Origin of the sequence: Nocardia harenae NBRC 108248 (assembly GCF_001612885.1) — a bacterium.
In the GTDB taxonomy this organism is placed as follows: Bacteria; Actinomycetota; Actinomycetes; order Mycobacteriales; family Mycobacteriaceae; genus Nocardia; species Nocardia harenae.
This window is the reverse complement of sequence record NZ_BDBH01000002.1, coordinates 571,572-595,448: the sequence shown is the minus strand read 5'-3', so window position 1 is coordinate 595,448 and position 23,877 is coordinate 571,572. Positions and strand designations below refer to the sequence as shown.

At 71.8% G+C, this 23,877-nt stretch carries 19 protein-coding genes; 10 read left to right on the top strand and 9 right to left on the bottom strand.

The genetic code is table 11. From position 1 onward, the window contains the following. Positions 1 to 60 precede the first annotated feature (60 nt). The 3 genes from NH2_RS05560 to NH2_RS05550 all read left to right on the top strand — a co-directional run bounded on the left by NH2_RS05560 (position 61) and on the right by NH2_RS05550 (position 3,425). Positions 61 to 2,247 carry a transglycosylase domain-containing protein gene (locus NH2_RS05560; protein WP_084505232.1) on the top strand — a complete coding sequence of 729 codons (2,187 nt, stop codon included), beginning with the start codon at positions 61 to 63 and terminating at the stop codon, positions 2,245 to 2,247. 284 nt (positions 2,248 to 2,531) lie between these two features. Next, positions 2,532 to 2,990, top strand: coding sequence for a GyrI-like domain-containing protein (locus tag NH2_RS05555; RefSeq protein WP_067649041.1), 459 nt, complete (start codon positions 2,532 to 2,534; stop codon positions 2,988 to 2,990). A gap of 3 nt (positions 2,991 to 2,993) precedes the next feature. After that, entirely contained in the window at positions 2,994 to 3,425 is a 432-nt protein-coding gene (locus NH2_RS05550) for a GyrI-like domain-containing protein (protein WP_245650434.1), read from the top strand. A 217-nt stretch (positions 3,426 to 3,642) separates the two neighbouring features. Here NH2_RS05550 and NH2_RS05545 read toward each other — a convergent pair whose 3' ends face one another. The 4 genes from NH2_RS05545 to NH2_RS05530 all read right to left on the bottom strand — a co-directional run bounded on the left by NH2_RS05545 (position 3,643) and on the right by NH2_RS05530 (position 7,296). Next, on the bottom strand, positions 3,643 to 4,743 hold the full coding sequence (locus tag NH2_RS05545) for an inositol-3-phosphate synthase (protein WP_067649038.1): 1,101 nt from the start codon (positions 4,741 to 4,743) through the stop codon (positions 3,643 to 3,645). Further along, positions 4,736 to 5,293 carry a PadR family transcriptional regulator gene (locus NH2_RS05540; protein ID WP_067649036.1) on the bottom strand — a complete coding sequence of 186 codons (558 nt, stop codon included), beginning with the start codon at positions 5,291 to 5,293 and terminating at the stop codon, positions 4,736 to 4,738. Before NH2_RS05540 ends, NH2_RS05545 begins: the two co-directional genes overlap by 8 nt. A gap of 114 nt (positions 5,294 to 5,407) precedes the next feature. Next, on the bottom strand, positions 5,408 to 6,199 hold the full coding sequence (locus tag NH2_RS05535; RefSeq protein WP_067649033.1) for a DUF1707 SHOCT-like domain-containing protein: 792 nt from the start codon (positions 6,197 to 6,199) through the stop codon (positions 5,408 to 5,410). A gap of 11 nt (positions 6,200 to 6,210) precedes the next feature. Further along, positions 6,211 to 7,296 (bottom strand): DUF1707 SHOCT-like domain-containing protein, encoded by a 1,086-nt coding sequence (locus tag NH2_RS05530; RefSeq protein ID WP_084505231.1) that lies wholly within the window; start codon positions 7,294 to 7,296, stop codon positions 6,211 to 6,213. A 156-nt stretch (positions 7,297 to 7,452) separates the two neighbouring features. On the opposite strand from NH2_RS05530, the gene NH2_RS05525 reads away from it, so the two are divergent. The 3 genes from NH2_RS05525 (at position 7,453) to NH2_RS05515 (ending at position 12,604) form a co-directional block, all read left to right on the top strand. After that, positions 7,453 to 7,878, top strand: a complete 426-nt coding sequence (locus tag NH2_RS05525) for a DUF5318 family protein (RefSeq protein WP_067649027.1) — start codon at positions 7,453 to 7,455, stop codon at positions 7,876 to 7,878. A 479-nt stretch (positions 7,879 to 8,357) separates the two neighbouring features. Then, positions 8,358 to 10,835: a transglycosylase domain-containing protein gene (locus NH2_RS05520; protein ID WP_439951736.1), complete on the top strand. Its 2,478-nt coding sequence runs from the start codon at positions 8,358 to 8,360 to the stop codon at positions 10,833 to 10,835. A gap of 95 nt (positions 10,836 to 10,930) precedes the next feature. After that, a complete protein-coding gene (locus NH2_RS05515) occupies positions 10,931 to 12,604 on the top strand; it encodes a glycosyltransferase family 87 protein (protein WP_067649407.1) in 1,674 nt (557 codons plus the stop codon). Between the two features lie 189 nt (positions 12,605 to 12,793). Here the strand turns inward: NH2_RS05515 and NH2_RS05510 are convergent, their stop codons facing one another. After that, positions 12,794 to 14,407 carry a TerD family protein gene (locus NH2_RS05510; RefSeq protein WP_067649024.1) on the bottom strand — a complete coding sequence of 538 codons (1,614 nt, stop codon included), beginning with the start codon at positions 14,405 to 14,407 and terminating at the stop codon, positions 12,794 to 12,796. A 14-nt stretch (positions 14,408 to 14,421) separates the two neighbouring features. Further along, on the bottom strand, positions 14,422 to 15,849 hold the full coding sequence (locus NH2_RS05505; protein WP_067649021.1) for a TerD family protein: 1,428 nt from the start codon (positions 15,847 to 15,849) through the stop codon (positions 14,422 to 14,424). Between the two features lie 219 nt (positions 15,850 to 16,068). On the opposite strand from NH2_RS05505, the gene NH2_RS05500 reads away from it, so the two are divergent. The 4 genes from NH2_RS05500 to NH2_RS05485 all read left to right on the top strand — a co-directional run bounded on the left by NH2_RS05500 (position 16,069) and on the right by NH2_RS05485 (position 19,324). Further along, the gene (locus NH2_RS05500) at positions 16,069 to 16,692 is read left to right on the top strand and encodes an AIM24 family protein (RefSeq protein WP_067649018.1); all 624 of its coding nucleotides are present in this window, start codon (positions 16,069 to 16,071) and stop codon (positions 16,690 to 16,692) included. A gap of 11 nt (positions 16,693 to 16,703) precedes the next feature. Next, a complete protein-coding gene (locus tag NH2_RS05495; protein ID WP_067649015.1) occupies positions 16,704 to 17,414 on the top strand; it encodes an AIM24 family protein in 711 nt (236 codons plus the stop codon). 3 nt (positions 17,415 to 17,417) lie between these two features. Then, entirely contained in the window at positions 17,418 to 18,182 is a 765-nt protein-coding gene (locus tag NH2_RS05490) for an AIM24 family protein (protein ID WP_067649012.1), read from the top strand. 92 nt (positions 18,183 to 18,274) lie between these two features. Then, on the top strand, positions 18,275 to 19,324 hold the full coding sequence (locus tag NH2_RS05485) for an alpha/beta hydrolase (protein WP_245650433.1): 1,050 nt from the start codon (positions 18,275 to 18,277) through the stop codon (positions 19,322 to 19,324). 124 nt (positions 19,325 to 19,448) lie between these two features. Here NH2_RS05485 and NH2_RS05480 read toward each other — a convergent pair whose 3' ends face one another. The 3 genes from NH2_RS05480 to NH2_RS05470 are packed head-to-tail and all read right to left on the bottom strand — an operon-like array spanning position 19,449 to position 23,868. Beyond that, positions 19,449 to 20,255, bottom strand: a complete 807-nt coding sequence (locus NH2_RS05480) for an HAD family hydrolase (protein WP_067649404.1) — start codon at positions 20,253 to 20,255, stop codon at positions 19,449 to 19,451. Between the two features lie 44 nt (positions 20,256 to 20,299). After that, positions 20,300 to 22,660, bottom strand: coding sequence for a phosphoribosyltransferase domain-containing protein (locus NH2_RS05475; protein WP_084505230.1), 2,361 nt, complete (start codon positions 22,658 to 22,660; stop codon positions 20,300 to 20,302). Further along, positions 22,657 to 23,868, bottom strand: coding sequence for an HpcH/HpaI aldolase/citrate lyase family protein (locus NH2_RS05470; RefSeq protein WP_084505229.1), 1,212 nt, complete (start codon positions 23,866 to 23,868; stop codon positions 22,657 to 22,659). The genes NH2_RS05475 and NH2_RS05470 overlap by 4 nt, the downstream gene beginning before the upstream one ends. Between the last annotated feature and the right edge of the window lie 9 nt (positions 23,869 to 23,877).

Here is a 23,877-nt window from a genome sequence, read left to right as displayed (position 1 = left end):
CCGCGGGGTTCGCGGGTAGCCGCACCGGGAGTTCGCCGACGCTTTCGGAAGGAGAGGCTCGTGAGCTCGTCCGAAGAGCCCCCCGCACCCCGGAGCGGCCCGCCGCCGGTCTACGACGAGACAGCGCACTGGAAGCCGCTCCCCGGCCCCGCTGTCCCGCGGCGCGGCACTCCGCCCGGCGCGCCGGTCCGGCGGCACCGCACCCGGGCCCAGCGGCTGCGCCGGTTGCTGCTCGCGCTCACCGTCGTCTTCGTCGTCGTCCCCGCGCTGCTCTTCGTGCTGGTCTACTGGAGCGCCGAGATCCCGAGCCCGGAGGACGCGCGGACCGACCGGATCGCCACCGTGCTGGCCGCGGACGGCAGCACCGTGCTCGCGACCGTGCTCCCGCCCACCGGCAACCGCACCCCGACGCCGCTCGCCGACGTCCCGGTCCCGGTGCGGCAGGCCGTGCTCGCCGCCGAGGACCGCGACTTCTACCGCAACCCCGGCTACTCCATTTCCGGCTTCCTGCGCGCCGTCCGGGACAACCTGCTCGGCCACGACAACGCGGGCGGCGGCTCCACCATTACCCAGCAGTACGTCAAGAACGCCTTCCTCGGCCACGACCGCACCGTCACCAGGAAGATGCGCGAGCTGGTGATCGCCGCCAAGATGGCGCGGCAGTGGAGCAAGGACGACATCCTCGCCGCCTACCTGAACACCATCTACTACGGCCGCGGCGCGTACGGCATCGCCGCCGCCGCCACCAATTACTTCGGCAAGCCGGTGCCGGAGCTGACCACCGCCGAGGGCGCGGTGCTCGCCGCCGTCATCCGCTCGCCCTCCATCCTGACCCCGGAGACGCACCTGCCGCAGCTCCGCGACCGCTGGCGCTACGTGCTCGACGGCATGGTCGAGCTCGGCACGCTCACCGCCGCCGAGCGCGACGCCACCACCTTCCCGGACATCATCCCGGTCACCGCCATCCCGGATACCAGCACCGCGCTCGGCCCGGAGGGGCTGCTCCGCACCCAGGTGCTGCGCGAACTCGCCGAATCCGGCATCGACGAGCAGCAGCTCAACACCGGAGCGCTGCAGATCACCACCACCATCGACGCCCGCGCGCAGCAGGCCGCGCTGGACGCGGTGGCGAACCGGCTCGGCCCGCAGCCGCCGCAGCTGCGCGGCGCCGTCGTCTCCGTCGATCCGCGCTCCGGCGCCGTGCGCGCCTACTACGGCGGCGCCGACGGCACCGGCTACGACTTCGCGAACGCCCCGCTGCAGACCGGCTCCGCCTTCAAGGTCTTCGCCGCCATCGCCGCGCAGCAGCAGGCCATTCCGCTCACCCGCGCCTTCGACAGCGGCCCGGTCACCGACCGGAACGCCACCATCACCAATGTCGGCGGCGAGAGCTGCGGCAAGTGCAGCCTCGCCGAGGCGCTGAAGCGCTCGCTCAACACCGTCTACTACCGGCTCACCATGTCCATGTCGGACGGCCCCGGCTCGATCGCCGACGCCGCGCACCTGGCGGGCATCCCGGAGGAGCTGCCCGGCGTCGGGAAGACGCTCACCGAGGACGGCGCCCCGCCCTACAACGGCATCGTGCTCGGCCAGTACCTGGTGCGCCCGATCGACATGGCCTCCGCCTACGCCACGCTCGCCGCGGGCGGGGTCTACCACCCGCCCTACTTCGTGCAGAAGGTGGTGACCGGCAGCGGCGACGTGCTGCTCGACCGCGGCGAGCCCGGCCGCGGCGAACAGCGCATCCCCCGCGCCATCGCCGACAACACCGTCCGCGCCATGCTCCCGGTCGCCGGGTACTCGAACAACCACGGGCTCGCCGATGGCAGGCCGTCGGCCGCCAAGACCGGTACCACCCAGCTCGGCGAGACCGCCGCCAACAAGGACGCGTGGATGATCGGGTTCACCCCCGCGCTCGCCACCGCGGTCTGGGTCGGCACCGACCTGCCGCAGCCGCTGCGCACCGCCCGCGGCGGCGACATCTACGGCTCCGGGCTGCCCGCCGACATCTGGAAGGACACCATGGACGGCGCGCTCGCGGGCACCCCCGTCGAGCAGTTCCCCGGCGCGGACCCGGCCGCCGCGCCGCCGCAGCCCACCGCCCCCGGCGGCGGATTCGGCATGTTCGGGCCGGGAACCAGCTCCGCGCCGAGCACGACGCCGGCGGCACCCTTCATCGTGATTCCACCCGCCACCTCCGGCCCCGCCCAGCCCGGCGAGCTCTTTCCCGGTCTCAGCGGCCGCTGAACGTGTCGAGTCAAGATCACGGTTACGCCTACCCCGTCCCCGCGGAACCGCGGACGTGGCAGCATCGTTGGCCAGAGTGAGAGCTAACCGGAGTGAGAGCGACGCATGGGCCGGACCTCGGTGGTCTCGGCCGGCCGGAACCGCGCCGACCTGCGACGAATCCGCACGAAGGGCTCGAGCCGCGAACGACGCGCCGGGCGCGGGGCCGACAGCGTCGCCGGGCGGGCGATGCGGGAGGATAGCGCTCGAGCGACGACGAAAGACGAGACATAGGGGCTACGCCGGTGGATTTCAATGTCGTTGACCGTCCCGAGACGCTGGTGGCGGGAACAGTACTTCGCAGCCCGGCGCTCGCGGTCGAGGGGCCGCGGCGGGCGAAGGTCGAAGAGGCGTGGAAGCGCAACCTCGCCCGCCGGCTCCCCGGCCCGCCGACGACGGCCTACGTCGACCACGCCCCCGAGATCAACTCGTACCTCACCCACATAGTCGGCTACCGCTGCCGCGGCCTGGACGACCTGCAACCCGGCGACGTGCTCGCCCGCGTGCCAGCCGGACGCTTCGCCCGCTTCACCGCGAGCGGGGCGAACCTCGGCGACACCATCGTCTCCATCTGGCGCACGGTCTGGGACGCCGAGGCCGCGGGCAAGCTGGTGCGCTCCTACACCGGCGATGTCGAGCAGTACCCGGACGCCCGCACCGTCGAGGTGTTCGTGGCGCTGGCCGACGAACAGGCGAACAGGTAGGACATGGCTGTGGACTTCGAACTGGTCACGTTGGACGAAATCCTGGTCGCGGGTCTCACGGTGCCGCTGACGGGGCGTGAGGTGGCTGCCCGGGATCTGGACCTGGTGAACTTCACCTGGGATCGGTACCTGGCGCGAGAGAAGACGGTTTCGCGGGCCGCCGCCTACATCGGGCAGAACGACCACGCGGTGGCGGTGCTCGGGTACGAGGTCTCCGGGTTGGGGGAGCTGGACCCGGGAGATGTGGTGACCCGGATTCCGTCGGGGCGGTACGCGCGGTTCGTCGTCTCGGACAAGCCTTACGACCTGCTGCGCACAGCCTGGGCGCAGGTGGCGAAAGCGGAGGCGGCGGGGACCATTACGCGGTCGCACACCGCGGAGTTGGAGCGGTATACCGGGCCTACGTCTGTTGAGGTGTACGTGTCACTGGATTGAGTGGGTGATCTCACCAGCTGTGTTTGATTTGCCCGGCTCCGCCGGGCGTGTTCGCGGCCCCAGGGAGTCTCGCCGTTCAGCACTCGAGACTCGCGCCTGCGGCGCATGCGCTTTCGAGTGCTGAACGGCGAGACGGGCCGCGAACGGGGCTCGTAAGACTCGCCCCCGTGCGGGGCTGGGAGGCCTCGCACGGGGGCTTTGTCCAGAGGTATACCGCTTACTCGGCGCCGATGATGAAGGCCTCGAGCTGGGTGCGGGCTACGTCGTCCGCGAGCTGCTTCGGGGGGGACTTCATGAGGTAGGCGCTGGCCGGGATGACGGGGCCGCCGATGCCGCGGTCCTTGGCGATCTTGGCGGCGCGGACGGCATCGATGATGATGCCCGCCGAGTTGGGGGAGTCCCAGACCTCGAGCTTGTACTCCAGGTTCAGCGGCACGTCGCCGAAGGCCCTGCCCTCCAGGCGGACGTAGGCCCACTTGCGGTCGTCGAGCCAGCCGACGTGGTCGGAGGGGCCGATGTGGACGTCGTTGGCGCCGAGCTCCTTCTTCAGGTTGCTGGTCACCGCCTGGGTCTTGGAGATCTTCTTGGACTCCAGGCGCTCGCGCTCGAGCATGTTCTTGAAGTCCATGTTGCCGCCGACATTGAGCTGCATGGTGCGGTCGAGCTGAACGCCGCGGTCCTCGAAGAGCTTCGCCATGACGCGGTGCGTGATGGTCGCGCCGACCTGGCTCTTGATGTCGTCACCGACGATGGGGACGCCGGCGTCCACGAACTTCTGCGCCCAGACCGGATCCGAGGCGATGAAGACGGGCAGGGCGTTGACGAAGGCCACGCCCGCGTCGATGGCGCACTGGGCGTAGAACTTGTCGGCCTCCTCGGAACCCACCGGCAGGTAGGAGACGAGGACGTCGGCCTTCGCGTCCTTCAGCGCCTTGACGACGTCGACCGGCTCGGCCTCGGAGAGCTCGATGGTCTCGGCGTAGTACTTGCCGATGCCGTCCAGCGTCGGGCCGCGCTGCACCGTGATGTCGGTCGGCGGCACGTCGGAGATCTTGATGGTGTTGTTCTCGCTGGCGAAGATCGCCTCCGCCAGGTCGAAGCCGACCTTCTTGGCGTCCACGTCGAACGCGGCGACGAACTTCACGTCGCGCACGTGGTAGGGACCGAACCTGACGTGCATCAGCCCGGGCACGGTCGAGGATTCGTCCGCGTCCTGGTAGTACCGCACGCCCTGGACCAGCGACGAGGCGCAGTTGCCCACACCTACGATGGCGACGCGTACTTCGGTGGCGTTGTCAGCCTTGTCGATGTCACTCATGGCCGATATTTCCCTCTTTCTGTGGTGCCGCCTTCGTCGATTGCTCTGCGGCAATCAACTCGTTGAGCCAGCGCACTTCGCGCTCGCTCGATTCCAGTCCGAGCTGATGGAGCTGCCGGGTGTAGCGATCGAGCGAGCCGCTAGCCTTCTTGATGGCCTCCCGGAGTCCTTCTCGGCGCTCCTCGACCTGGCGCCGCCTGCCCTCCAGAATCCGCATCCGCGCCTCGGCGGGGGTGCGGCTGAAGAAGGCGAGGTGCACGCCGAAGCCGTCATCGGTGTAGTTCTGCGGTCCGGTGTCGGCGAGCAGCTCGGTGAACCGTTCCCGCCCCTCCGGAGTCAGGTGGTAGACGCGCCGCGCCCGCCGCATCGTCGCGCCGGTGACGCTCTCCTCCGCGATCAGCCCATCCGTCTGCATACGCCGCAGGGTGGGGTACAGCGACCCGTAGGAGAACGCGCGGAACGGCCCGAGCAGCCCGGTCAGCCGCTTGCGCAGCTCGTAGCCGTGCATGGGTGCGTCCAGGAGCAGCCCGAGGATTGCCAGCTCGAGCATCGGGCCTCACCCCCTGACTTGTCGACAGATCTAACCGATGGATGCGACTTCCCACTATATCGCGCCGATATAACATTGCGCGCAGTAGCCCTGTGCAAGCGGAATAGCAGCAGGTCAGGAGGGCTTATTGATTGCCAGCGGTTCCCCGCCGAGCGTGGTCTCCAGGTAGCCGGAGCGGTTGTCGGCGCTGCGCACATAGATCCGGGCGATCGGCGCCGCCTCGCTGCGCGCCCCGGCCTCGCGCTCCACGATGATGTGGCTGATCACGCCGTCCGGCAGCCCGACCGTCTGCGGCGCGCCCCCGAGCAGCCCGGCCAGCCGCCGCACGTCGAGCTCGGCGAGATCGAGGGTCGGTTCGTCCGGCTTGCGGCCGGTGCTCGCGGTGTACCGGCCGAAGCCGCCGTCGTAGTGGTAGTCGGCGGTGCTCTGCGGGCTGCCCGGCAGCGCCCGGTCCACCAGCACGTACTCCGGGTAGAAGGTGACCTCGTCGGCGACGGTGTCGCCGAACTCGGCGCGGTACTCGGCGAGGAAGTAGGCGATGCCCGCCCCGCTGGTGAGCACCGGCAGCTGCTCATCCGGGCCGCCGGGGCCACCGCAGCTGCTCAGCAAACCCGTCAGCAAACCGAGCGCGGCGGCGGAGGCGAGCACTGCGACCGGCACCTGCCAGCGGCGCGGGGTGCGCCGGTCGACCCGGACGATCGGGGCGTCCACCAGGTTCGCCGGGATCTGCAGGTCCGCGACGAGCGCGTCCAGCTCGCCGAAGGACTTCGCGCGCATGGCCGTCGCGGTGCGCGCGGTGTGCTCGGCGGCGCTCAGCTGGCCGTCCGCCAGCGCGGCGTCCAGCACCGAGCAGGCATCCACCCGGTCCCGGTCCCGCGCCCGGACGCCGTCGGTTCGCTGCGCCATCCGCTCGCTCCTCACTCCTCGAACGGCCAGACGTTGGCGATCCGCCCGGTCTGATCCAGCAGCAGCCGCCCGGACTCGGAGAACTCGTTGCGCACCGAGATCTCGACCGAAATCACACCGCGCGGCAGTCCGTACCTGGCGTAGAAATCGGTGGCGACCGGCTCGACGCTCAGGTGCGAGACCGCGCCGTCGCGCACGTTCGCGGCGCCGGGGGCGGCGGCGAGCGCGGCGCCGATGCCCGCCGAGTCGAGCACGCCGAGGTCGACCACGGGGGTGTCGGTCTTGCGCGTGGTGAGGTCCCGGTCCTGCTCGAAACCGCCGCGGTAGGTGTAGTGCGCCAGGCGATTCGGCTGGCCGGGGAGGGCCCGCGCGATGCTCGCGTGCTCCGGGAAGAGGTCGATCTCATCGACCTGTAGATCGCCGAACTGCTCCCGGTACCGGCGCAGGAACTCGGCCAGCCCCTCCGCGGTGACCAGCGATGGCGTCGCGATCACCACGGGCTCGACCGCGCCGAGCTCGGCGATCCCCGGGTACGACACCGGGGGCGGCTCGACCTCGTCGCGGTGCGTCACCAGGAAGCCGCCGGTGGCGGCGGCCAGCGCGAGCACGGTGACCAGCGCTATCCGCAACCTGCCCCGGTAGCTGGGCGGCTGCCGGGGCGCGAGGCCGGGGCCGGGCACGCGCTGCAGGTCGTCGACGAGTTCGGCGAGGTCGTCGAGCGAGCGGGCGGCGGTGAGCAGCTCCAGCCGCTCGGCGTGCTCGGCGGCAGTGAGCTGCCCCTCGCCGTGCGCGGTGTCGAGCACCGCGCGGGTGCGCTCGCGATCGGCGTTCCGCGCGCGGGTGCGGCCGGGGTAGTGGCCCGCGCCACCCTGCAGCGGCCGCCACCCGGTGCCCGCCTGCACCCCCTCGGTGGCGGCCCTGACCCTGGCCGCGGGCAATTGCAGATCGTCGACCAGCGCGCGCAGGTCGCCGATCGTGGTGGCGGCGGCGACCTCGGCGGCGCGATCGTGATACTCGTCGCCGCCGAGCTGCCCCTCCGCGTAGGCGGCGTCCAGGAGCCCGGATGCGTTCACGCGATCGAGGTCACGCGCTCGCATGCGGCCGGATGCGGCGGTTGACACAGCCGAATCCTAGAATGTCGCGGCCGGAAACGCGCCTGTTGGCGGTGGATTGCCGCCGCCGGGACCCCGCCCGCGCCGGGGCGGGGGCTTCCCCGCACCGCTACTCTGGGTGGCGTGCGAATTCAGCGGCAGGTGGTCGACTACGCCCTCCGGCGTAAGTCGCTGCTCGCCGACGTCTACGCGGGGCGGGTCGCCGTGGCCGAAGTGTGCGATGCGAACCCCTACCTCCTCCGGGCCGCGAAGTTCCATGGCCGGGGCAGCGAGGTCACCTGCCCCATCTGCCGGAAAGAGCAGCTCACGCTCGTATCCTGGGTCTACGGTGACGGGCTCGGGCAGACGGCGGGGTCGGCCAGAACGCCCGAGGAGCTGGCCAGGCTGGCCGACACCAAAGAGGAGTTCTCGGTGCACGTGGTCGAGGTCTGCCGCTCGTGCCACTGGAATCACCTGGTGCAGTCGTACGTCCTCGGTACCGATCCGGCGCCGCGGCGCGGCCGGTCCGGCGCGGGCGGGAACCGCGAGAACCGGCCCGGCTCCGGCCGGCGCAGCGCGGCCGAATGAGCCGCGCACCGGCTCGTCCGCGCAGCCAGCGGAGGAGCCGTGACACCGCCGAGCGGTGAACCCGACGCCATGAGCGTGCACAGATACGAGCAACGGAGATTTTGTCAGTGAATTCGCCCTACGAGCGTTCCCCCTACGGCGAAGAACCGCACGGCGGCCGTACGCAGCGCAGTTCACACCAAGATTTCCAGTCCAGGCCGCAGCCGCAGCGCCCCGGCGGCCCGCCGCCCGGCGCCGGGCGCCCGATGCCGCCGGACGGCAGGCCGATGCCGCCGCGCCAGGGCGGCGCCCCAGGGCAGCGACCGGGGCCGCCGCCCGGTCGCCTGTACCAGGGCGGCCCTCCTCCGGGCAGCCGCACCGCCCCTGGCGCCCCGTCGCCGAACGGCCGCTCCACCCCTGGCGCCCCGCCGCCGAACGGCCGCCCCGCGCCCGGCGCCAGACCGCCGGGCCAGCCGGGCCGCCCGCCGCGCCGCGACGGCATGCCCTCCGGGCCGATCCCCGCCCCCGGCGACCCTGCCAACCGCACCCAGCGCATCGCGCGCCCCGGCGAGGCCGCGCAGCGCGCGGGCGGCGCCGAGCGCACCCGCCCCGGCACCAGCGACGGCGTCAGGCGGCCCGCCCCCGGCGAGCCTGCGCGCCGCACCGCCGCGGGCACCGGCGGCAGGACCGCGGTCCGCCGCGACGGCACCGCCACCGGCGAGCGCAGCAGGCAGGGCGGCCCGCCCGGCCCGCCGAACCGGCGCGGCGGCGGCAAGGGCGGTGGCCGCGGCGGCGACGGGCGCAAGCGGAAGTTCCCGTGGAAGATCGTGCGACGCACCCTCTACGTGCTGGTCGCGCTGATGATCGTGGTGCCGAGCGCGGTCTTCCTCGTCGCCTACAGCACGGTCACGGTGCCCAGGCCGGGCGACCTGGAGACCAACCAGGTGGCCACCATCTTCGGCTCCGACGGCAGCACCGTGATCAGCAAGGTGATCCCGCCGGAGGGCAACCGCACCGAGGTCGGCATCGACCAGATCCCGCCGCACGTGCGCAATGCCGTGATCGCGGCCGAGGACCGGGACTACTACTCCAACCCCGGCTTCTCGCTCTCCGGCTTCGCCCGCGCCGCCAGGGACAACCTGCTCGGCAAGGAGAGCGCGGGCGGTGGCTCGACCATTACCCAGCAGTACGTGAAGAACGCCATGGTCGGCGACGAGCGGTCGCTCACCCGCAAGATGCGCGAGCTGGTGATCTCGGCCAAGATGGCGCGCCAGTGGAGCAAGGAGCAGATCCTCGCCGCCTACCTGAACACCATCTACTTCGGCCGCGGCGCCTACGGCATCGATGCCGCCGCCAAGGCGTACTTCGGCAAGCCGGTGCAGGAGCTGACCGTGGCCGAGGGCGCGGTGCTCGCCGCCACCATCCAGCTGCCCTCCGCGCTCGACCCGGAGAAGAACCCGGAGGGCGCCAACACCCGCTGGAACTACGTGCTCGACGGCATGGTCGCGGGCGGCAACCTGCCCGCCGCCGAGCGCCAGTCCATGCAGTACCCGCCGGTGGTTCCGCTGGCATCGCTGCAGGACAACGAGCTGGACCAGGGCCCGGAGGGGCTGATCAAGACCCAGGTACTGCGCGAACTCTCCGCCGCGGGCATCAGCGAGCAGCAGCTCAACACCGACGGCCTGCAGATCACCACCACCATCGATCCGCAGATGCAGGAGGCGGCGGTGAACGCGGCGCGCACCAAGATGGAGGGCGAGCCGGAGCAGCTGCGCACGGCGGTCGTCTCGATCGATCCGCGCACCGGCGCGGTCCGCGCCTACTACGGCGGCGAGGACGGCCAGGGCTACGATTTCGCCAATGCCGGGCTGCAGGTCGGCTCCTCGTTCAAGCCGATCGGGCTGGCCGCGAACCTGGAGCAGGGCATCCCGCTCTCGCAGATGTACGACAGCTCGCCGGTGACGGTGAACGGCATCAAGATCACGAACGTCGAGGGCGAGCAGTGCGGCACCTGCACCATCGCCGAGGCGCTCAAGCGCTCGCTGAACACCAGCTTCTACCGCATGCAGCTGGACATGCAGAACGGCCCGCAGAAGATCGCCGACATGGGGCACAAGCTCGGCATCCCGGAGTCGCTGCCCGGCGTCGGCAAGACGCTGACCGAGCCGGACGGCGCGGGTCCGAACAACGGCATCGTGCTCGGCCAGTACCAGGCCAGGGTGCTCGACATGGCGTCGGTGTACGCGACCTTCGCCGCGTCCGGGATGTACCACACGCCGCACTTCGTCTCCAAGGTCGTCGCCGCCGACGGCACCACCCTGCTCGACCGCGGCGACGTCCCCGGTGAGCAGCGGATCTCGGCGGCGGTGGCGGACAATGTCACCGCGGCCATGAGGCCGATCGCCGCCTACTCGCGCAACCACGGCCTGGCCGGCGGCCGCGATTCCGCGGCCAAGACCGGTACCGCGCAGCTCGGCGACACCGGCGAGAACAAGGACACCTGGATGGTCGGGTACACCCCGTCGCTCGCCACCGCGGTCTGGGTGGGCAGCACCGACAACTCGGCGCTGCGCAACTACGGCGGCGCCATGATCTACGGCTCCAGCCTGCCTTCGGACATCTGGAAGCTGACCATGGACGGCGCGCTCAAGGGCACGCCGAACGAGACCTTCCCGAAGCCCGCCCCGATCAAGGGCCAGGCAGGCGTCCCCGAGTGGACCGCCCCGTACACCGCGCCGTCCAGCACCGAGCAGGAGCCGATGCCGCCGGTGGTGATCACCCCCTCGCAGGTGGAGATCCTGCCCGGCATCACCATCCCGGTGCCGGGGGTCGCGCCGCAGACCCAGCAGCAGCGCCCGCAGCAGCAGCAGTCCCAGCCGGACGCGGGGCCGCTGCCCGGCCAGCCGGTGGCGCCGAGCGGTACCCCCGCACCCGGCGCGGAGGACTCGGAGGGCGGCGGGCCGAACGGCTCCCGGTAGCCTCGGATTTCGTGACCGAGCAGCAGGTGGCCGATGAGCGGGCGGCCGGCGGTATCGTGCCGGCCGCCGGTTCGCCCGGCACCGGCAAGGACGCCGTGTACCACCCGCTCCCCGGCTACATCTCGCCCGCGCCGCTCGCGCCCGACCTGCGCTCGGCCGACGGGCGGGACAAGCCGAGCCGCAACGATTCGCTCGCCGCGCAGCTCAGCACCGCGGTGGGCGGCCCGGTCGGCGACCACGCACTGATCGGACGGGCCGGGTACTGGACGCCGCTGCGTGTGCTGCTCGCCTTCGCGGTGCTCTTCCTCGCGCTGGGCTGGTCCACCAAGGCGGCCTGCATCCAGCAGACCTCGGACGGCAACGGCCAGCTCTCGCTGGACTGGAACAACGGCAGGCAGTACGTGGCCATGTGCTACTCCGACACGGTGCCGCTGTACGGCGCGGAGCGGCTGAACGAGGGCGCCTTCCCGTACAAGAAGTACTGGGTGGAGCAGACCCCCGAGGGCGGCACCGAGGTCAGGTACATGGAGTATCCGGTGCTCTCCGGGCTCTACCAGTACCTGGCCATGCGGATCGCCAAGACCTACGACATGCTGCCGCTGCCGGGCTCGGGCGCCCTGCAGGTCGTCATCTACTTCGATGTGGTGGCGATCGGGCTGGCGCTGGCCTGGCTGGTCACCGTCTGGGCGACCACCCGATCCGCGGGCAGGCGACCGTGGGATGTCGCGCTGCTGGTCTGCTCGCCGCTGGTGATCGTGCACGCCTTCACCAATTTCGACGCCCTCGCCACCGCCTTCGCCGCCACCGGGCTGCTGGCCTGGGCCCGGCGCAGGCCGGTGCTGGCCGGGGTGCTGCTCGGCCTGGGCGGCGCCGCCAAGCTGTACCCGCTGCTGCTGCTCGGCCCGCTGGTGATCCTCTGCCTGCGCGCCGACCCGCTGCACCGGACGCCGAACGCCGCGACCGGCCCCGGGCTCGGCTCGGTGCGCGACCTGTCCACCTTCCTGGACTGGTGGGACGGGCGGCGGCAGCGGCTGGAGGCGCTCAGCGCGCGCCCGCTCGGCGCCGCCGGTGCCACCGTGGTGGCGGCACTGCTCACCTGGGGGCTGGTGAACCTGCCGATCGCCCTGCTCTACCCGCAGGGCTGGCGTGAGTTCTTCCGGCTCAACACCACCAGGCACGCCGACCCCGACTCGATCTACAACGTGATCACCTCGTTCACCGGCTGGGCGGGCTTCGACGGAGAACTCGTGCACGGCGAGGCCCCGAGCATCCTGAACCTGGTCTCGCTGGTGGCCTTCGCCCTCGCCTGCCTCGCCATCGCGTACCTGGCGCTCACCGCCCCCCGCCGCCCCCGCCTCGCCCAGCTCTGCTTCCTGCTGATCGCGGCGTTCCTGCTGACCAACAAGGTGTGGAGCCCCCAGTACTCGCTCTGGCTCGTCCCGCTGGCGGTGCTGGCGCTACCGCACCGCCGCATCCTGCTGGCCTGGATGACCATCGACGCCCTGGTCTGGGTCCCCCGCATGTACTACTACCTCGGCACCGACCGCAAAGGTCTCCCCGAGCAGTGGTTCACCGGCACGGTGCTCCTCCGTGACCTGGCCGTGCTCGCGCTCTGCGCCCTTGTGGTCCGGCAGATCTACCGCCCCGACGAAGACCCGGTCCGCCGCGACTACGCCGACGACCCACTCGGCGGCGTCCTCGACCGAGCCCCCGACCCCCTCCTCCCCTGGCTCCCGGACCGTCTCCGCCCCAAACCCAGCCACCTCTGAGCCCCCCACCCGGGGGCGAGTCCTACGAGCCCCGTTCGCGGCCCGTCTCGCCGTTCAGCACTCGAAAGCGCATGCGCCGCAGGCGCGAGTCTCGAGTGCTGAACGGCGAGACCCCCCGGGGCCGCGAACCCACCCGGCGAAGCCGGGCAAATCAAACACAGCCGGGCCAATCAAACACCCCCGGGCAAATCAAACACTCCGCAGGAACCTCGCCTGCCTTCCCGGCTCCTGGGGAAGGAGATCGAGCGCCAGCTCCCAAGCCGATCCCGTCCACGGGTCGAACAGCGGCGTACCGGCGATGGTCGGCAGGTGGCGACAGGACTGGGAGAGGGCGGCGAGGGCGCTCTCCGTCGAGCCGGATTCATTGGTGCCGACGACGACGACCGAGAGCCCGATCAGCCCGCCGCGCAGCACCAGGGTGGCGAGCCGCTGCACGTCGATCCCCTGGTACCCGTGCGGGAAATCGGCGGCCACCAGGATCCGGTGCTCCCCCGGCGGCACCCCCGCCCCGCCACTCGCGGCCAGCTCGGCGAGCTCGACAGCCTCGACCAGGGCTTGCAGCCGGGCCGAGATGTCGGTGTGGTCGGTGATCGGCGCCCCGGCCAGCACGGGGGCGAGCAGCGGGGTGAGGCTGCGGAATCCCTGGGTGAGGTCGATGAGGTCGACCACCGTGCGCCGGTCGGGGACCGCGGAGATGAGCCGCGCGAGCAGCGCCCCGACCACGGGGGCCACGGCGGCGCTGGATTCGGTGTCGATCCAGAGCGGGCGGTTGAGCGGCACCGGCACGCAGTACGGGATCCGCAGCGAGCCGCGCTCGATCGCGTACAGCTCGCCGAGCCGGATGCCGTCCGCGGCAGCGGGCGGGCGGTCCCAGGCGGGGGCGTCCCAGGAGGCGAGTGCGGGTGGCAGCTGCCGGTCCGCCTCGGCGAGTTCGCGGAGCAGCTGTTCGCTGTCCCTGCGGTGGTTGCCCTCGGCGATGCCGATCAGCTCGTCGTAGCGCTGCTGGGCGAGCTGCCTCGCCTGGTCGGCGGCCGGGGTGTTGCGGGTAGCCGGGTCGGAGACGGCGGCGGAGAGTTCCTGATCCAGCCGCTTGTCGGCGTAGTCGCGGGCGGCGATGAGCGCCGCCGCGGAGCGCGCCGCGTCCTCGAAGATCATCCAGATGCGTTCGAGGCCGTGCGCGACCTCGAGCGGTGCTCCCGCCGCGGGAGCGGCGCCGGGCCGAGCGCCCGGGGCGAGGAAGGCGGACGCGCCGCCGCCCCCGAAGGCACCACCGATGCCCGGCGCGTCACCGAATCCGGAGGCGCCGCCGACGCCGGGTGCGGGGGCCGCTATCCCGTGCGCGGGGAGCAGCGCACCCATCCCACCGGCGTACCCCTGCCCGACCGCGCGCAACTTCCAGCCGCTCCCCCTCCGGTACACCTCGAAGCAGATGAGCGCCGTTTCTCCGGCCGACGGGGTGAAGGTGAACCGGGCGATCCCGCCCCCGTCCACCCCGGTGAGCACGGCCTCGACGGAGCCGAGCCCACCGGGCGGCACCGGCGCCGCCGGGTCCGCCGCGACGACGAGCAGCACCGCCTGCGCATCGGCCCGCACGGCGGCCGGGTCGACGACGACGGCGCTCCCGGCGAGCGCCACCCCCGGCGCGCCCGGCCGCTCGGCGGAGACGTGATCCTCCGGGCCGGTGACCCGCAGGTTGTCCGCCACCACCAGGGCCGCGAAGCGCAGCGCCGCACCGGCGGACGCCTCGAATCGCACGGCCCCGCCGGTGAGCGGGGTGTTCTGCCCGGCCTGCAACTGGATCACGACATCCGCTCCGCTCAGCTGCTCACCAGGAACCGGCCCAGCTGCGGGACCGCCTCGCCCGGGTGCTTGGCCTGGAATCCCTCGCCGAGCGCGACGAACTTCCAGTCGCCGCCCGCGCGGTAGATCTTGGCCATCGCCATGGCGGTGAACGGCATGCCGCCTGCCAGGGTGAAGCGCGCCAGCTCGGCATTGTTGCTGCCGTCGACCAAGCGGCAGAAGGCGTTCTGCACCTGCTCGAAGGAGTGCCCCTTGTAGGAGGTGACGATGAAGAGCAGCGTGGTGACGTGCGCGGGCACCCGGGTGAGATCCACCAGGATCACCTCGTCGTCGCCGTCACCCTCGCCGGTCAGGTTGTCGCCCTGGTGCCGGACCGAGCCGTCCTTGGAGCTGAGCTGGCCGTAGTAGGCCACGTCGACCAGGTTGTTGTCGGCGAACATGGTGACCGAGGCATCCAGGTCGATATCGACGGTGCGGCTGCCGAACATGCCGCGGGTGCGCACCGGATCCCAGCCGAGCCCCATCTTGACGAAGGTCAGCTGGGCGCCGCCCTCTTTGCGCAGCGTGACCCGCTGGCCCTTCTCCAGGCTGACCGGCCGATCCTTGCTCAGGCTCACCTCGGCGGGCGGCTGCTGCGGCGGCGCGGCGGGCGGGTACCCCTGCTGCGGCTGACCGCCCTGCTGCGGGTACCCACCCTGCTGCGGCGGCGGGTACCCGCCCTGCTGCTGCGGGTAGCCACCCTGCGGGGGCGGCGGCGGGTACCCCTGCTGCCCGCCCTGCGGCGGGGGCGGGTAGCCGCCCTGCGCGGGCTGCTGCGGCGGCGGGTAACCCTGGGTCGGCGCGTACTGCTGCTGCGGCGGCGGGTAGCCCTGCGTCGGCTGCGCGACCTGGGTCGGGGCCGGCGGCGGGGGCGGCGGCGCGCTCTGCGTCTGCGGGGCGGGCGAATCGTCAACGCTCACGCCGTGATCGGTGACCAGCGCGGCGAAGCCGCCCGCGTAGCCCTGCCCGACCGCGCGTACCTTCCAGGCGCCCTGGCGCCGGTACAGCTCCAGCGCGATCACGATGGACTCGCTGGCCAGGCCATCGATCCGGTACTCGAAGAGCTGGTTCCCCGATGCGTCGGAGACGATCGCGGTGGGCGCGGGGAACCGGCCGAAGTTGCTGGACGCGTCCTCCAGCGTGATCACCGCGCGGATCTGCGCGATATCCGGCGGCACCTGGGCCAGCGAGACCGCGAGCGCGGCGGGCCCCCCGGCCGCCGGCACCAGGTTCACGCCGGGACCGCTCGGCTGGTTGAAGAAGACGAAGTCCGCGTCGGAGCGGACCTTCCCCTGTTCGGTGACGAGCAGCGCGGAGAGATCCGCGGGAGCCGTGAGCTGGATGGAGACCACGACGTCGTTGACTGCCAGTGGGCCGTTCTGGCCTTTGGCGAGTGATGCGGACAAGTTAGACCCTTCGCTTGTCGGTGCGTTCGAAGCCACTCTACGAGAATCGCCGGTCGGCGCGGCAGCGTGAACACCCCGGAGACATTTGGGGACAAATCGGAACCTGTGCACAACCGTGGTTCGCGAAGACCGCAGGCCACAGCCGGATCGGTTAGTGTGTCGCTCGCACGGAACACCGCGAACCCTCCGCCGTTCCCCCGAGACCACAGGCGATTTCCTATGGCACAGCTGTTCGAGCAGTCGAAGAAGGTGATCGAGGCCCACCTCGCCGGCACCAGTGTCCGCGCGATCTCCGGCTCGATGATCGCCTACGAAGGAAACGTGCAGTTCAAGTCCGCCGGCTTCGGCGGCGGCGACGGCGTGCTCGCGGGGCTCAAGCGCCGCGCCACCGGCGAGAAGCTCTCGCTCATGGAGTGCGGCGGCAACGGCCGCGTCTTCTTCGCGGTGAACGGGCAGAACGTCACCGTGGTGAACCTGAACAACGAGACGCTGCAGGTGGAGTCGCAGCAGCTGCTCGCCTTCGCGGGCAACCTGCGCACCGACATCCGCTTCGCCGGCGTGCGCGGCGCCTCCACCGGGCAGGGGCTCTTCACCACGACGGTCACCGGCCAGGGGCAGGTCGCGCTGCTCTCCGCGGGCGGCCCGCTGATCCACCTCGAGGTCAGCCCGCAGTACCCGCTGATCGTCGATCCGGATGCCTTCGTCGCGGCCCAGGGCAATCTCAACCAGTCCTTCGTCACCGACGTCTCCTGGCGCACGGTCATGGGGCAGGACGCGGGCGAGGCGTTCTCGCTGCGCTGGGACGGGCAGGGCGTCGTACTGATCCAGCCCGCGGAACGGTAAGGGGCGCTTCCATGTTCGAGAAGGTCAACGGCAAGGTCGTCAAGGTCAACGTCGGGATGGCGGGCGGCGTGGTCGCGCGCAAGGGCGCCATGCTCTTCTACACCGGCGACGTCTCGTTCTCCCCGCACCAGATCGCCGGGACGGGCGGCGGCGGGATGGGCGGCATGGGCGGCGGCATGCTCCGCATGGCGGGCCGGATGATGGCGGGCGAGCACGAGAGCACCATGCTGGCCCAGGGCAACGGCGAGGTGCACTACGGCCTGGCCGGGCTGGAGATCCACGTGGTGCAGATGCAGCCGGGCGCGGTGCTCCGGGTGGAGGCGTCCAGGCTGCTCGCCAACTCCGCGCAGCTGCAGAGCTCGATCGTCTCGGTGGCGAGTTCGGGCGGTGGTGGCGGTGGCGGCGGCGGCATCATGGGCGCGCTGCGCGGCGCCGCCTCCGGCGCCCTCACCGGGCAGGGCATGTTCACCACCCAGCTCAGCGGGCAGGGCTCGGCGGTACTGCTGGCGCACGGCGGGTTCCTGGAGCTGCAGGTGGGCGGGCCGAATCCGATCGTGGTCGATCCGCAGGCCTTCGTGGCCGCGTACGGCAATGTGCAGACCGAGCTGAAAACGGCGATGAGCTGGCGGGACGCGGTCGGCCGCGGCGCCGGCGAGGCGATGCAGCTGCACTGCGTCGGCCAGGGCATCGTCTACGTGCAGGCCTCCGAAGAGAAGTTGTGAGCCATGAGCCAGATCCTGAACCCCATGAATCTCGGTGAGAGCGACAACATCCCGGGAAACAGCTACGCGTACTCCATCGACCTGAACAAACCCTGGTTCATGCGCAAGGGCGCGATGATCGCCTACTACGGACAGATGAACTTCCAGGTGCTCACGCACGGCCTGCACGGCGGGCTGCTGCACATGGTCTCCACCCAGTTCTCCGCGCCGCTCTTCACCGGCGACTACGTGGTGGCCGAGGGGCACGGCAAGCTGATCATCGGCGACCGCGGCTACGACATCAACTCCTACGATCTGGACGACGGCAACCTCACGATCCGCGCCGCCAACCTGCTCGCCTTCGAGCCGGGGCTCTCGCTGAACCAGTCCATCGTGCCCGGCTTCCTCACCCTGATCGGCACCGGCAAATTCCTCGCCTCGTCGAACGGCCCGGTGATGTTCGCCGAGCCGCCGCTGCGGGTGGATCCGGAGTCCCTGGTCGGCTGGGCGGACTGCCCGTCCCCGAGCCACCACTACGACCAGCGCTGGATCACCGACTTCCTGGCGGCGGGGGCGGCGCGGTTCGGCGTCAGCTCCGGCGAGGAGCGGCAGTTCGACTTCACCGGCGCGGGCACCGTGCTCATCCAGTCGAGCGAGAAGGTGCTCAGCGATTCCCAGGTGGTCCGCACCATCGAGGGGCAGTTGCAGAGCGGGATGACGGTCGGCGGGCTGCAGCGGTTGCAGGGCGTGATCGCCCAGCAATTGGCGGGTCAGCAACAGCAGTACTGAAAAGATCGGCGCGCCGGTATATTCGGGCGCGCTCCGCCGATCGGTTCGGCGGGCCGCGGATCTCGCGGTAGCAGGACGAACGAAGGACGAGGATGTCGATCCGCCGCGCCGGTAGGCGAACCATGGTCGCGGCGGCACTCGCCGCCGGCCTGCTCGGGTCGGTGAGCCCGGCGCTCGCCGAGCCGGCACCGGCCCCGAACGTCGTGACCGCCAAGGCGGTCGCGCCGGGCGGCTCCTCCGTGGAGAAGGTGGAGGCGCTGGACGCGCGCAATGTCCGGCTGCACATCCACTCCGCCGCCATGAACCGGACCCTGGTGGTCGACGTGCTCCGCCCCGCCGACACGTCGGCGCCGCGGCCCTCGCTCTACCTGCTCAACGGCGCGGGCGGCGGCGTCGACTCGGCCTCCTGGCAGCGGATGACCGACGCGCTGGAGTTCCTCGGCGACAAGAACGTCAACGTGGTGCAGATCATCGGCGGCGCCTGGACCTTCTACACCGACTGGAAGTCGGCCGACCCGGTCCTCGGCGTGAACAAGTGGAAGACCTACATCAGCGAGGAGCTGCCGCCGCTGATCGACGAGGTGCTCGGCACCAACAGGGTGAACGCCATCGCCGGGCTCTCCATGTCCGGGGTGTCGGTGCTGAATCTGGCCATCGCCAAGCCCGGGCTGTACCGCAGCGCGGCGGTCTACAGCGGGCTGGCCCAGACCAGCGACCCCATCGGCCAGAACATGGTGAAGGTGACCGTGGAGACCTGGGGCGGCGGCGACGCCGAGAACATGTGGGGCCCGGCGGACGACCCGCTGTGGCGGGAAAACGACCCCATCGTCAATGCCGAGAAGCTGCGCGGCACCGATCTCTTCGTCTCCACCGGCAGTGGGATTCCCGGCGTCTACGACGAGCCGGGCGGGAAGTTCCGGCTGGAGAAACCGGCCGATACCCCGCAGACCGTCGCCATCGGCGCGGTCATCGAGGCGGGCGTGAACTGGTCCACCCACAACCTGGACAATCGCCTGCAGGAGCTCGGTATCCCCGCCACCTTCGTCTACCGCGACAGCGGCACCCACTCCTGGGGTTACTGGCAGGACGACCTCAAGGCCTCCTGGCCGGTCCTGGCGAAGGGCCTCGACTCCCAGCCCTGAGTCCGCGCTTGCGGCGCCCCGGCCGAGGCCGGGTGGGGTCCGCGGCCGCGCGCCTTCGCCGAGGCATGCGCCGCGAGCTCGCCGACCGGCGGTCTCGGGTGGGGTGCGGGGTAGGCCGACAGGCCTACCCCGCGAGTTCTTTCGCCGCTGTGGCGGCGGACGCACGGACGCCGGTGTGGAACCACTCCACGATTTCGGCCCCCGCATCCGCCCCACGCGTCTCGGTCAGCGCCAGATTCGGGCTGGTCCAGCCCAATTCCTCCAGCTCCCCGTGCCGCGGCCGAATAGCGAAATCCGCCGCAGCCAGCAGTTCCGCGTCCAACGCCCCGTCACCGGCGGCGAACAACGGCGCCTCGGGCGCCAGCTCCCCGGACTCGAGCAGCCGCGTCCGCACCTCGGCGACGGCAACGCTCTTGCACACCGCCTGCGGCATGGCGTAGATCTTCCGCCCCTGCTGCGAAGCCCCCCACCCGTGCGCCCGGCACCACCCGTCCCACTCCGCGAGAAACCCCGGGGGCATGGCCGCCACATTCACCACCAGGTAGCAGAAGAGCTCGTCCGCCTCCCGGAACTTGAGCACCCACGAGTCATCGATCCGCCGCAGCAACTCGGCCCGCACCTCGGCCAGCCCGGCTCCACCGGCCGCCGCAGCCCGCCCGGCCGCCGCCCGCCAGGCGCTATCGGGCTCGCCGTCGACCAGCACATTCCCGCCATTGCTCGTCACCGCGTACCGGAACGGCCCGCCGGGCAGCGCGATCCTCCGGTACTGCTCGATGGTCCTTGTCGTGGTCGGCAGCACCGCTGCCACCCCGGCCAGCTCGCCGAGCCGCGCACCGGCGCGCTCGGTGAGGTACGAGATCGGCTCCCCGTCCAGGTGTTCCACGCAGACCAGCGATTCGGCGTCGCCGCTCGCCGCCCGCGAATAGATCATGGTGCGGTCCAGATCGGTGGCCACCAGGGCCGGTAGAGCAGAGCTCACTGCACGTCCTTGATCAATCCCATACACGAATAGGCCAGCTCGGGCACGACCTCCACCGGAACCCCCCTGGCGGCGGCCAGCATCCGGATGTGCGCGTGCTCCGGCGCGTCGGCCTCGCGCACCAGCACCCGCCACGGCACCCGGCGCAGCAGCACCCTGGTGGTCTCCCCGACCCCCGGCTTGACGAAGTTCACCGTGCCGATGCCGTACTCGGCGCGCACCCGCTCCACCGAGGCCCACCCGGTCCAGGTCGGGGTGCGGTCGCTCGCCCGGATCGCGGCGACCGCCGCGGGCACCCGGTCGCGCACGGTGTCGAAGGCCTCGGTCACGGTGTCGAGCAGCCGCCCGGAGACGTCGTCGGCGGCCAGCTCGCGGTAGAACTTGGCGCCGTGGAAATCGCGCGCGCCGATGAGCTCGGCGTTCAGCACGGTCCGCGAGACCAGCCCGGAGACGGTGGAGTTCAGGCAGGCCGAGGCGATGAGGAAGTCGTCGCGGGTGCCGAAGGTGCGCACGCAGTGGCCCGGGTCGGCGAGCACCGCGAGCCCGTCGTCGAAGCGGGCGCCGCCCGCGGCGCGGTACGCGTCCAGCGCGGCGGTGAGCTCCCTGGCGATGGCGCCCTTGCCGGTCCAGCCGTCGACGAAGACCACGGAGGCGGGGTCGTGCTGCGCCGCCAGGTAGTCCAGCGCCACCGCGTCGATGCCTCGATCGCGCACGATGGACACGGCATAGTGCGGCACCTCCAGTGCCGGGCTCCGGTGCCGCAGCCAGCGCCGCATGAGGATCCCGATCGGCGTCCCCGCCCTGGCCAGCGAGGCGAGCACGACATCGTCGCCACGCTCGGCGACCACCAGCTCGGCCACCGTGCCGACGGCGAGCGCGAGCCGCTCCGCGCTCTCCGCCAGCACCTTGTCGAAGAGCTCGCGGTAGTCGGCGTCCGGCTGGAACTCGATCGGCAGCGACTCCGCGTAGTGCGCCACCCCGGCCTGGATCCGGCGCTCCCGCTCGGCCACATCGGCCTCCAGGTCGAGCGCGGAGAGGTCCTTCAGCAGCCAGGCCACCTCGTCGGCGGCGTAGGAGCCGAAATCCGGGCCGTACAGCGGCTGCGGCAGCGCGCGGGCCGCGCGCAGCAGCCGCGGATCGGCGCCGGGAACCACCGCGACCAGCACGTCCGCCCCGGCGGCGGTGAGCACGTCGAGCAGCCCGCCCGCGGCGCTGAGCGCGGTGGTGTCGGCGGGTTCGTCCAGCACCAGCACGAGCAGCGGATCGGCGCCGGGCCACGCGGCGTTGTAGAGGTAGCGCGGCGCGTCGTCGCCGGACTCCGGCGCGGTGAACCGGAAGCCGCGGCGCAGCGGGTAGTCCGGCTCGTCGAGGACGTACGCCGGGGAGCGGGTGGTCGTTTGGAATCGCGCGGGCGTCCCCGCCGCTGCCAGCGCGCCGGCCAGCCGCAGCGGGAGGTACATGAGCTCCTCGTGGCCGATCACCACGACCGGGCGGGCCGGATCGAGCGCTTCCCGCAGCGCGGCCACGGCCGCCGCCAGCGCCCGCTCGAACCCGGGCTGATCGGCGCGCAGGAACCCGTGCCGCCCGCCCTCGGGAACGTCGGCGGGCCACGGCAGCCGCACCCGCGCCACCGCACCCCGCCGCGCGCCGACCGGGTTCAGCCGGTGCTCGGGCAGCGCCGTCACCGCTTCGGGCAGGTCGGCGGGCAACTCGACGCGCCCCGCCGCCAGGCACACGGTGTCGATCCGCGCGCCCAGCTCGGCGGCGGCTGCCTCGACCAGCGCCCGGTCCGCCGCGGTGCGCATGTCGACCAGGCTGGCCAGCACGTAGTGCCTGCGCGGCGCGAAGGCGTGCAGCGCCCGCAGCGCCTCCAGTGCCGTCTTCCCGGTGGAGATCTCGTCGTCCACCAGCACCAGCGGCAGCCCGTCGGCGAAGACCGCGGCCGGCTCCGGTTGCAGCAGGTGCGAGGTGGCGTGCGAGTGCCCCTCCTCGAAACCGGCGAGCGTCCGCGCGGCAGGCACGGCGCGCCGGGTGGAGTGCAGGTAGCACCTGGCGCCGATCCGGGTAGCGACGCAGTGCCCGAGCCCGGTCGCGGTCTCGGCGAAGCCGAGCACCACCGCGTCGCTCTCGCCGAGCCGCTCGCGCACCAGGTCACCGAGGCGCTCGCCGGCGCCGCGCACGACGGCGGGGTCGGTCGGGATGTGCTTGCCGAGCACGGTGGAGACCAGCAGGTGGGCGCGGCGCGGGTTGCCCCTGCGCAACCCCGGCTCGATCAGCGCGGGCACGGTGCCCGGGTGCGCCGCGGCACCGCGCTCGTGGTGCACACCGAAACCGAGCTCCCTGGTCGCCCAGCTCATTCCGTCACCAGCGCGGTGAGCAGGTCGACGAAGGAGACGCCCTTGTTCGCCACCCCGAAGACCCGCGCGCGCAGCACGGTCTGCCTGGCCCAGCTGCGGTGCGGGCGCATCTCGTTCATCTTGTTCCGGTAGCCGGAGGCGGCGACCCCGCCGACGTCGGCGCGCAGGATGTCCAGCGCGTCGGAGTACTCCTCGTGCGTCACCACCGAGAGCGCGTGCACCGCCGCCACGTGCGACGGGTGGATCACCGTCTTGCCCTGGATCCCGTTGACCCGGTCCAGGGTGATCTCCCTGAGCAGCCCGTCCAGATCCCGGCTCACCAGGTACTGGCGGAATTTCACCGCGTCCGACTCCTCGAACGGCGCGGTGCGCAGCAGCGGCCGGAACATTCGCTCGTGGTCGGCGAAGTACTCCCAGACCGGGCCGGTGATCACGAAGCCGGAGCCGTCCGCGCGGCCCAGGTAGTTCACGATGTCGGCGATCACGTCGGCGACCACCCGGACGTCGTAGATGGTGAGGTCGCGGTCGCGGCGGATGCCGAAGGTGGCGCACATGTCGGTGGCGCCGACCCGCACCGCGAGCACCTGCTCCCGGTGCGCGGCCAGCAGCTCCGCGATCCGGCCCAGCTCCAGGTCCCTGGTCTGCCGGTGCACCAGCGCCGCCGACTCCAGCACCGGCATGGCGTACACGGTGCGGCCGAGCCGCTGCGTCGCCGCGGCCAGCGCGGTGAAATAGGAGGGGCCGCTTCGGCTGTCGAACTTGGGGAAGACGAAGCCGGTGAGCACGGCGGCGCCGGGGCCGAGCGCTTCCGCGATCTCGGTGATGGTGGCGGCGTCGCGCACCCGGACGAAGAGCATCGGGTTGGGGTCCGGGTCGGCGGCGAGCTCGTCGAGCACCGCCACCGCCTGTACCGTCGCCCACTCGACCTCGTGGTCGGCGACCGCGTCCTCCAAGTCGATCACCATGGAGCAGACGCCGCGCGCGGCCCGGCGCCGAATGGTGGCGGCCAGATCGTTCCTGGTCGCCGGGACATATAGCGTCGCGCCGAGCGCGATGGCGAGCAGCTCCCGCTCGTCGCTGTCGCCGAACGGCTGCGGCCGCCGGTGGAACAGCTCCGGCGCCCGCCCGCCGGGCAGCTGCCGGAAATGGCACAGCGGCTTCCGTTTGCGCAGGGAGACCTCCTGCGCGACGGCAATGCTCGCGGTCATCGCGGCCCC

Excerpts from the sequence above, each read along its gene's own strand:
- NH2_RS05485 (WP_245650433.1), top strand. The coding sequence starts at position 18,275 with ATGTCGATCCGCCGCGCCGGTAGGCGAACCATGGTCGCGGCGGCACTC.
- NH2_RS05535 (WP_067649033.1), bottom strand. The coding sequence starts at position 6,199 with ATGGCGCAGCGAACCGACGGCGTCCGGGCGCGGGACCGGGACCGGGTG.
- NH2_RS05520 (WP_439951736.1), top strand. The coding sequence starts at position 8,358 with ATGCCCTCCGGGCCGATCCCCGCCCCCGGCGACCCTGCCAACCGCACC.
- NH2_RS05470 (WP_084505229.1), bottom strand. The coding sequence starts at position 23,868 with ATGACCGCGAGCATTGCCGTCGCGCAGGAGGTCTCCCTGCGCAAACGG.
- NH2_RS05495 (WP_067649015.1), top strand. The coding sequence starts at position 16,704 with ATGTTCGAGAAGGTCAACGGCAAGGTCGTCAAGGTCAACGTCGGGATG.
- NH2_RS05500 (WP_067649018.1), top strand. The coding sequence starts at position 16,069 with ATGGCACAGCTGTTCGAGCAGTCGAAGAAGGTGATCGAGGCCCACCTC.
- NH2_RS05540 (WP_067649036.1), bottom strand. The coding sequence starts at position 5,293 with ATGCTCGAGCTGGCAATCCTCGGGCTGCTCCTGGACGCACCCATGCAC.
- NH2_RS05545 (WP_067649038.1), bottom strand. The coding sequence starts at position 4,743 with ATGAGTGACATCGACAAGGCTGACAACGCCACCGAAGTACGCGTCGCC.
- NH2_RS05475 (WP_084505230.1), bottom strand. The coding sequence starts at position 22,660 with ATGAGCTGGGCGACCAGGGAGCTCGGTTTCGGTGTGCACCACGAGCGC.
- NH2_RS05530 (WP_084505231.1), bottom strand. The coding sequence starts at position 7,296 with ATGCGAGCGCGTGACCTCGATCGCGTGAACGCATCCGGGCTCCTGGAC.
- NH2_RS05480 (WP_067649404.1), bottom strand. The coding sequence starts at position 20,255 with ATGATCTATTCGCGGGCGGCGAGCGGCGACGCCGAATCGCTGGTCTGC.
- NH2_RS05550 (WP_245650434.1), top strand. The coding sequence starts at position 2,994 with ATGGCTGTGGACTTCGAACTGGTCACGTTGGACGAAATCCTGGTCGCG.
- NH2_RS05490 (WP_067649012.1), top strand. The coding sequence starts at position 17,418 with ATGAGCCAGATCCTGAACCCCATGAATCTCGGTGAGAGCGACAACATC.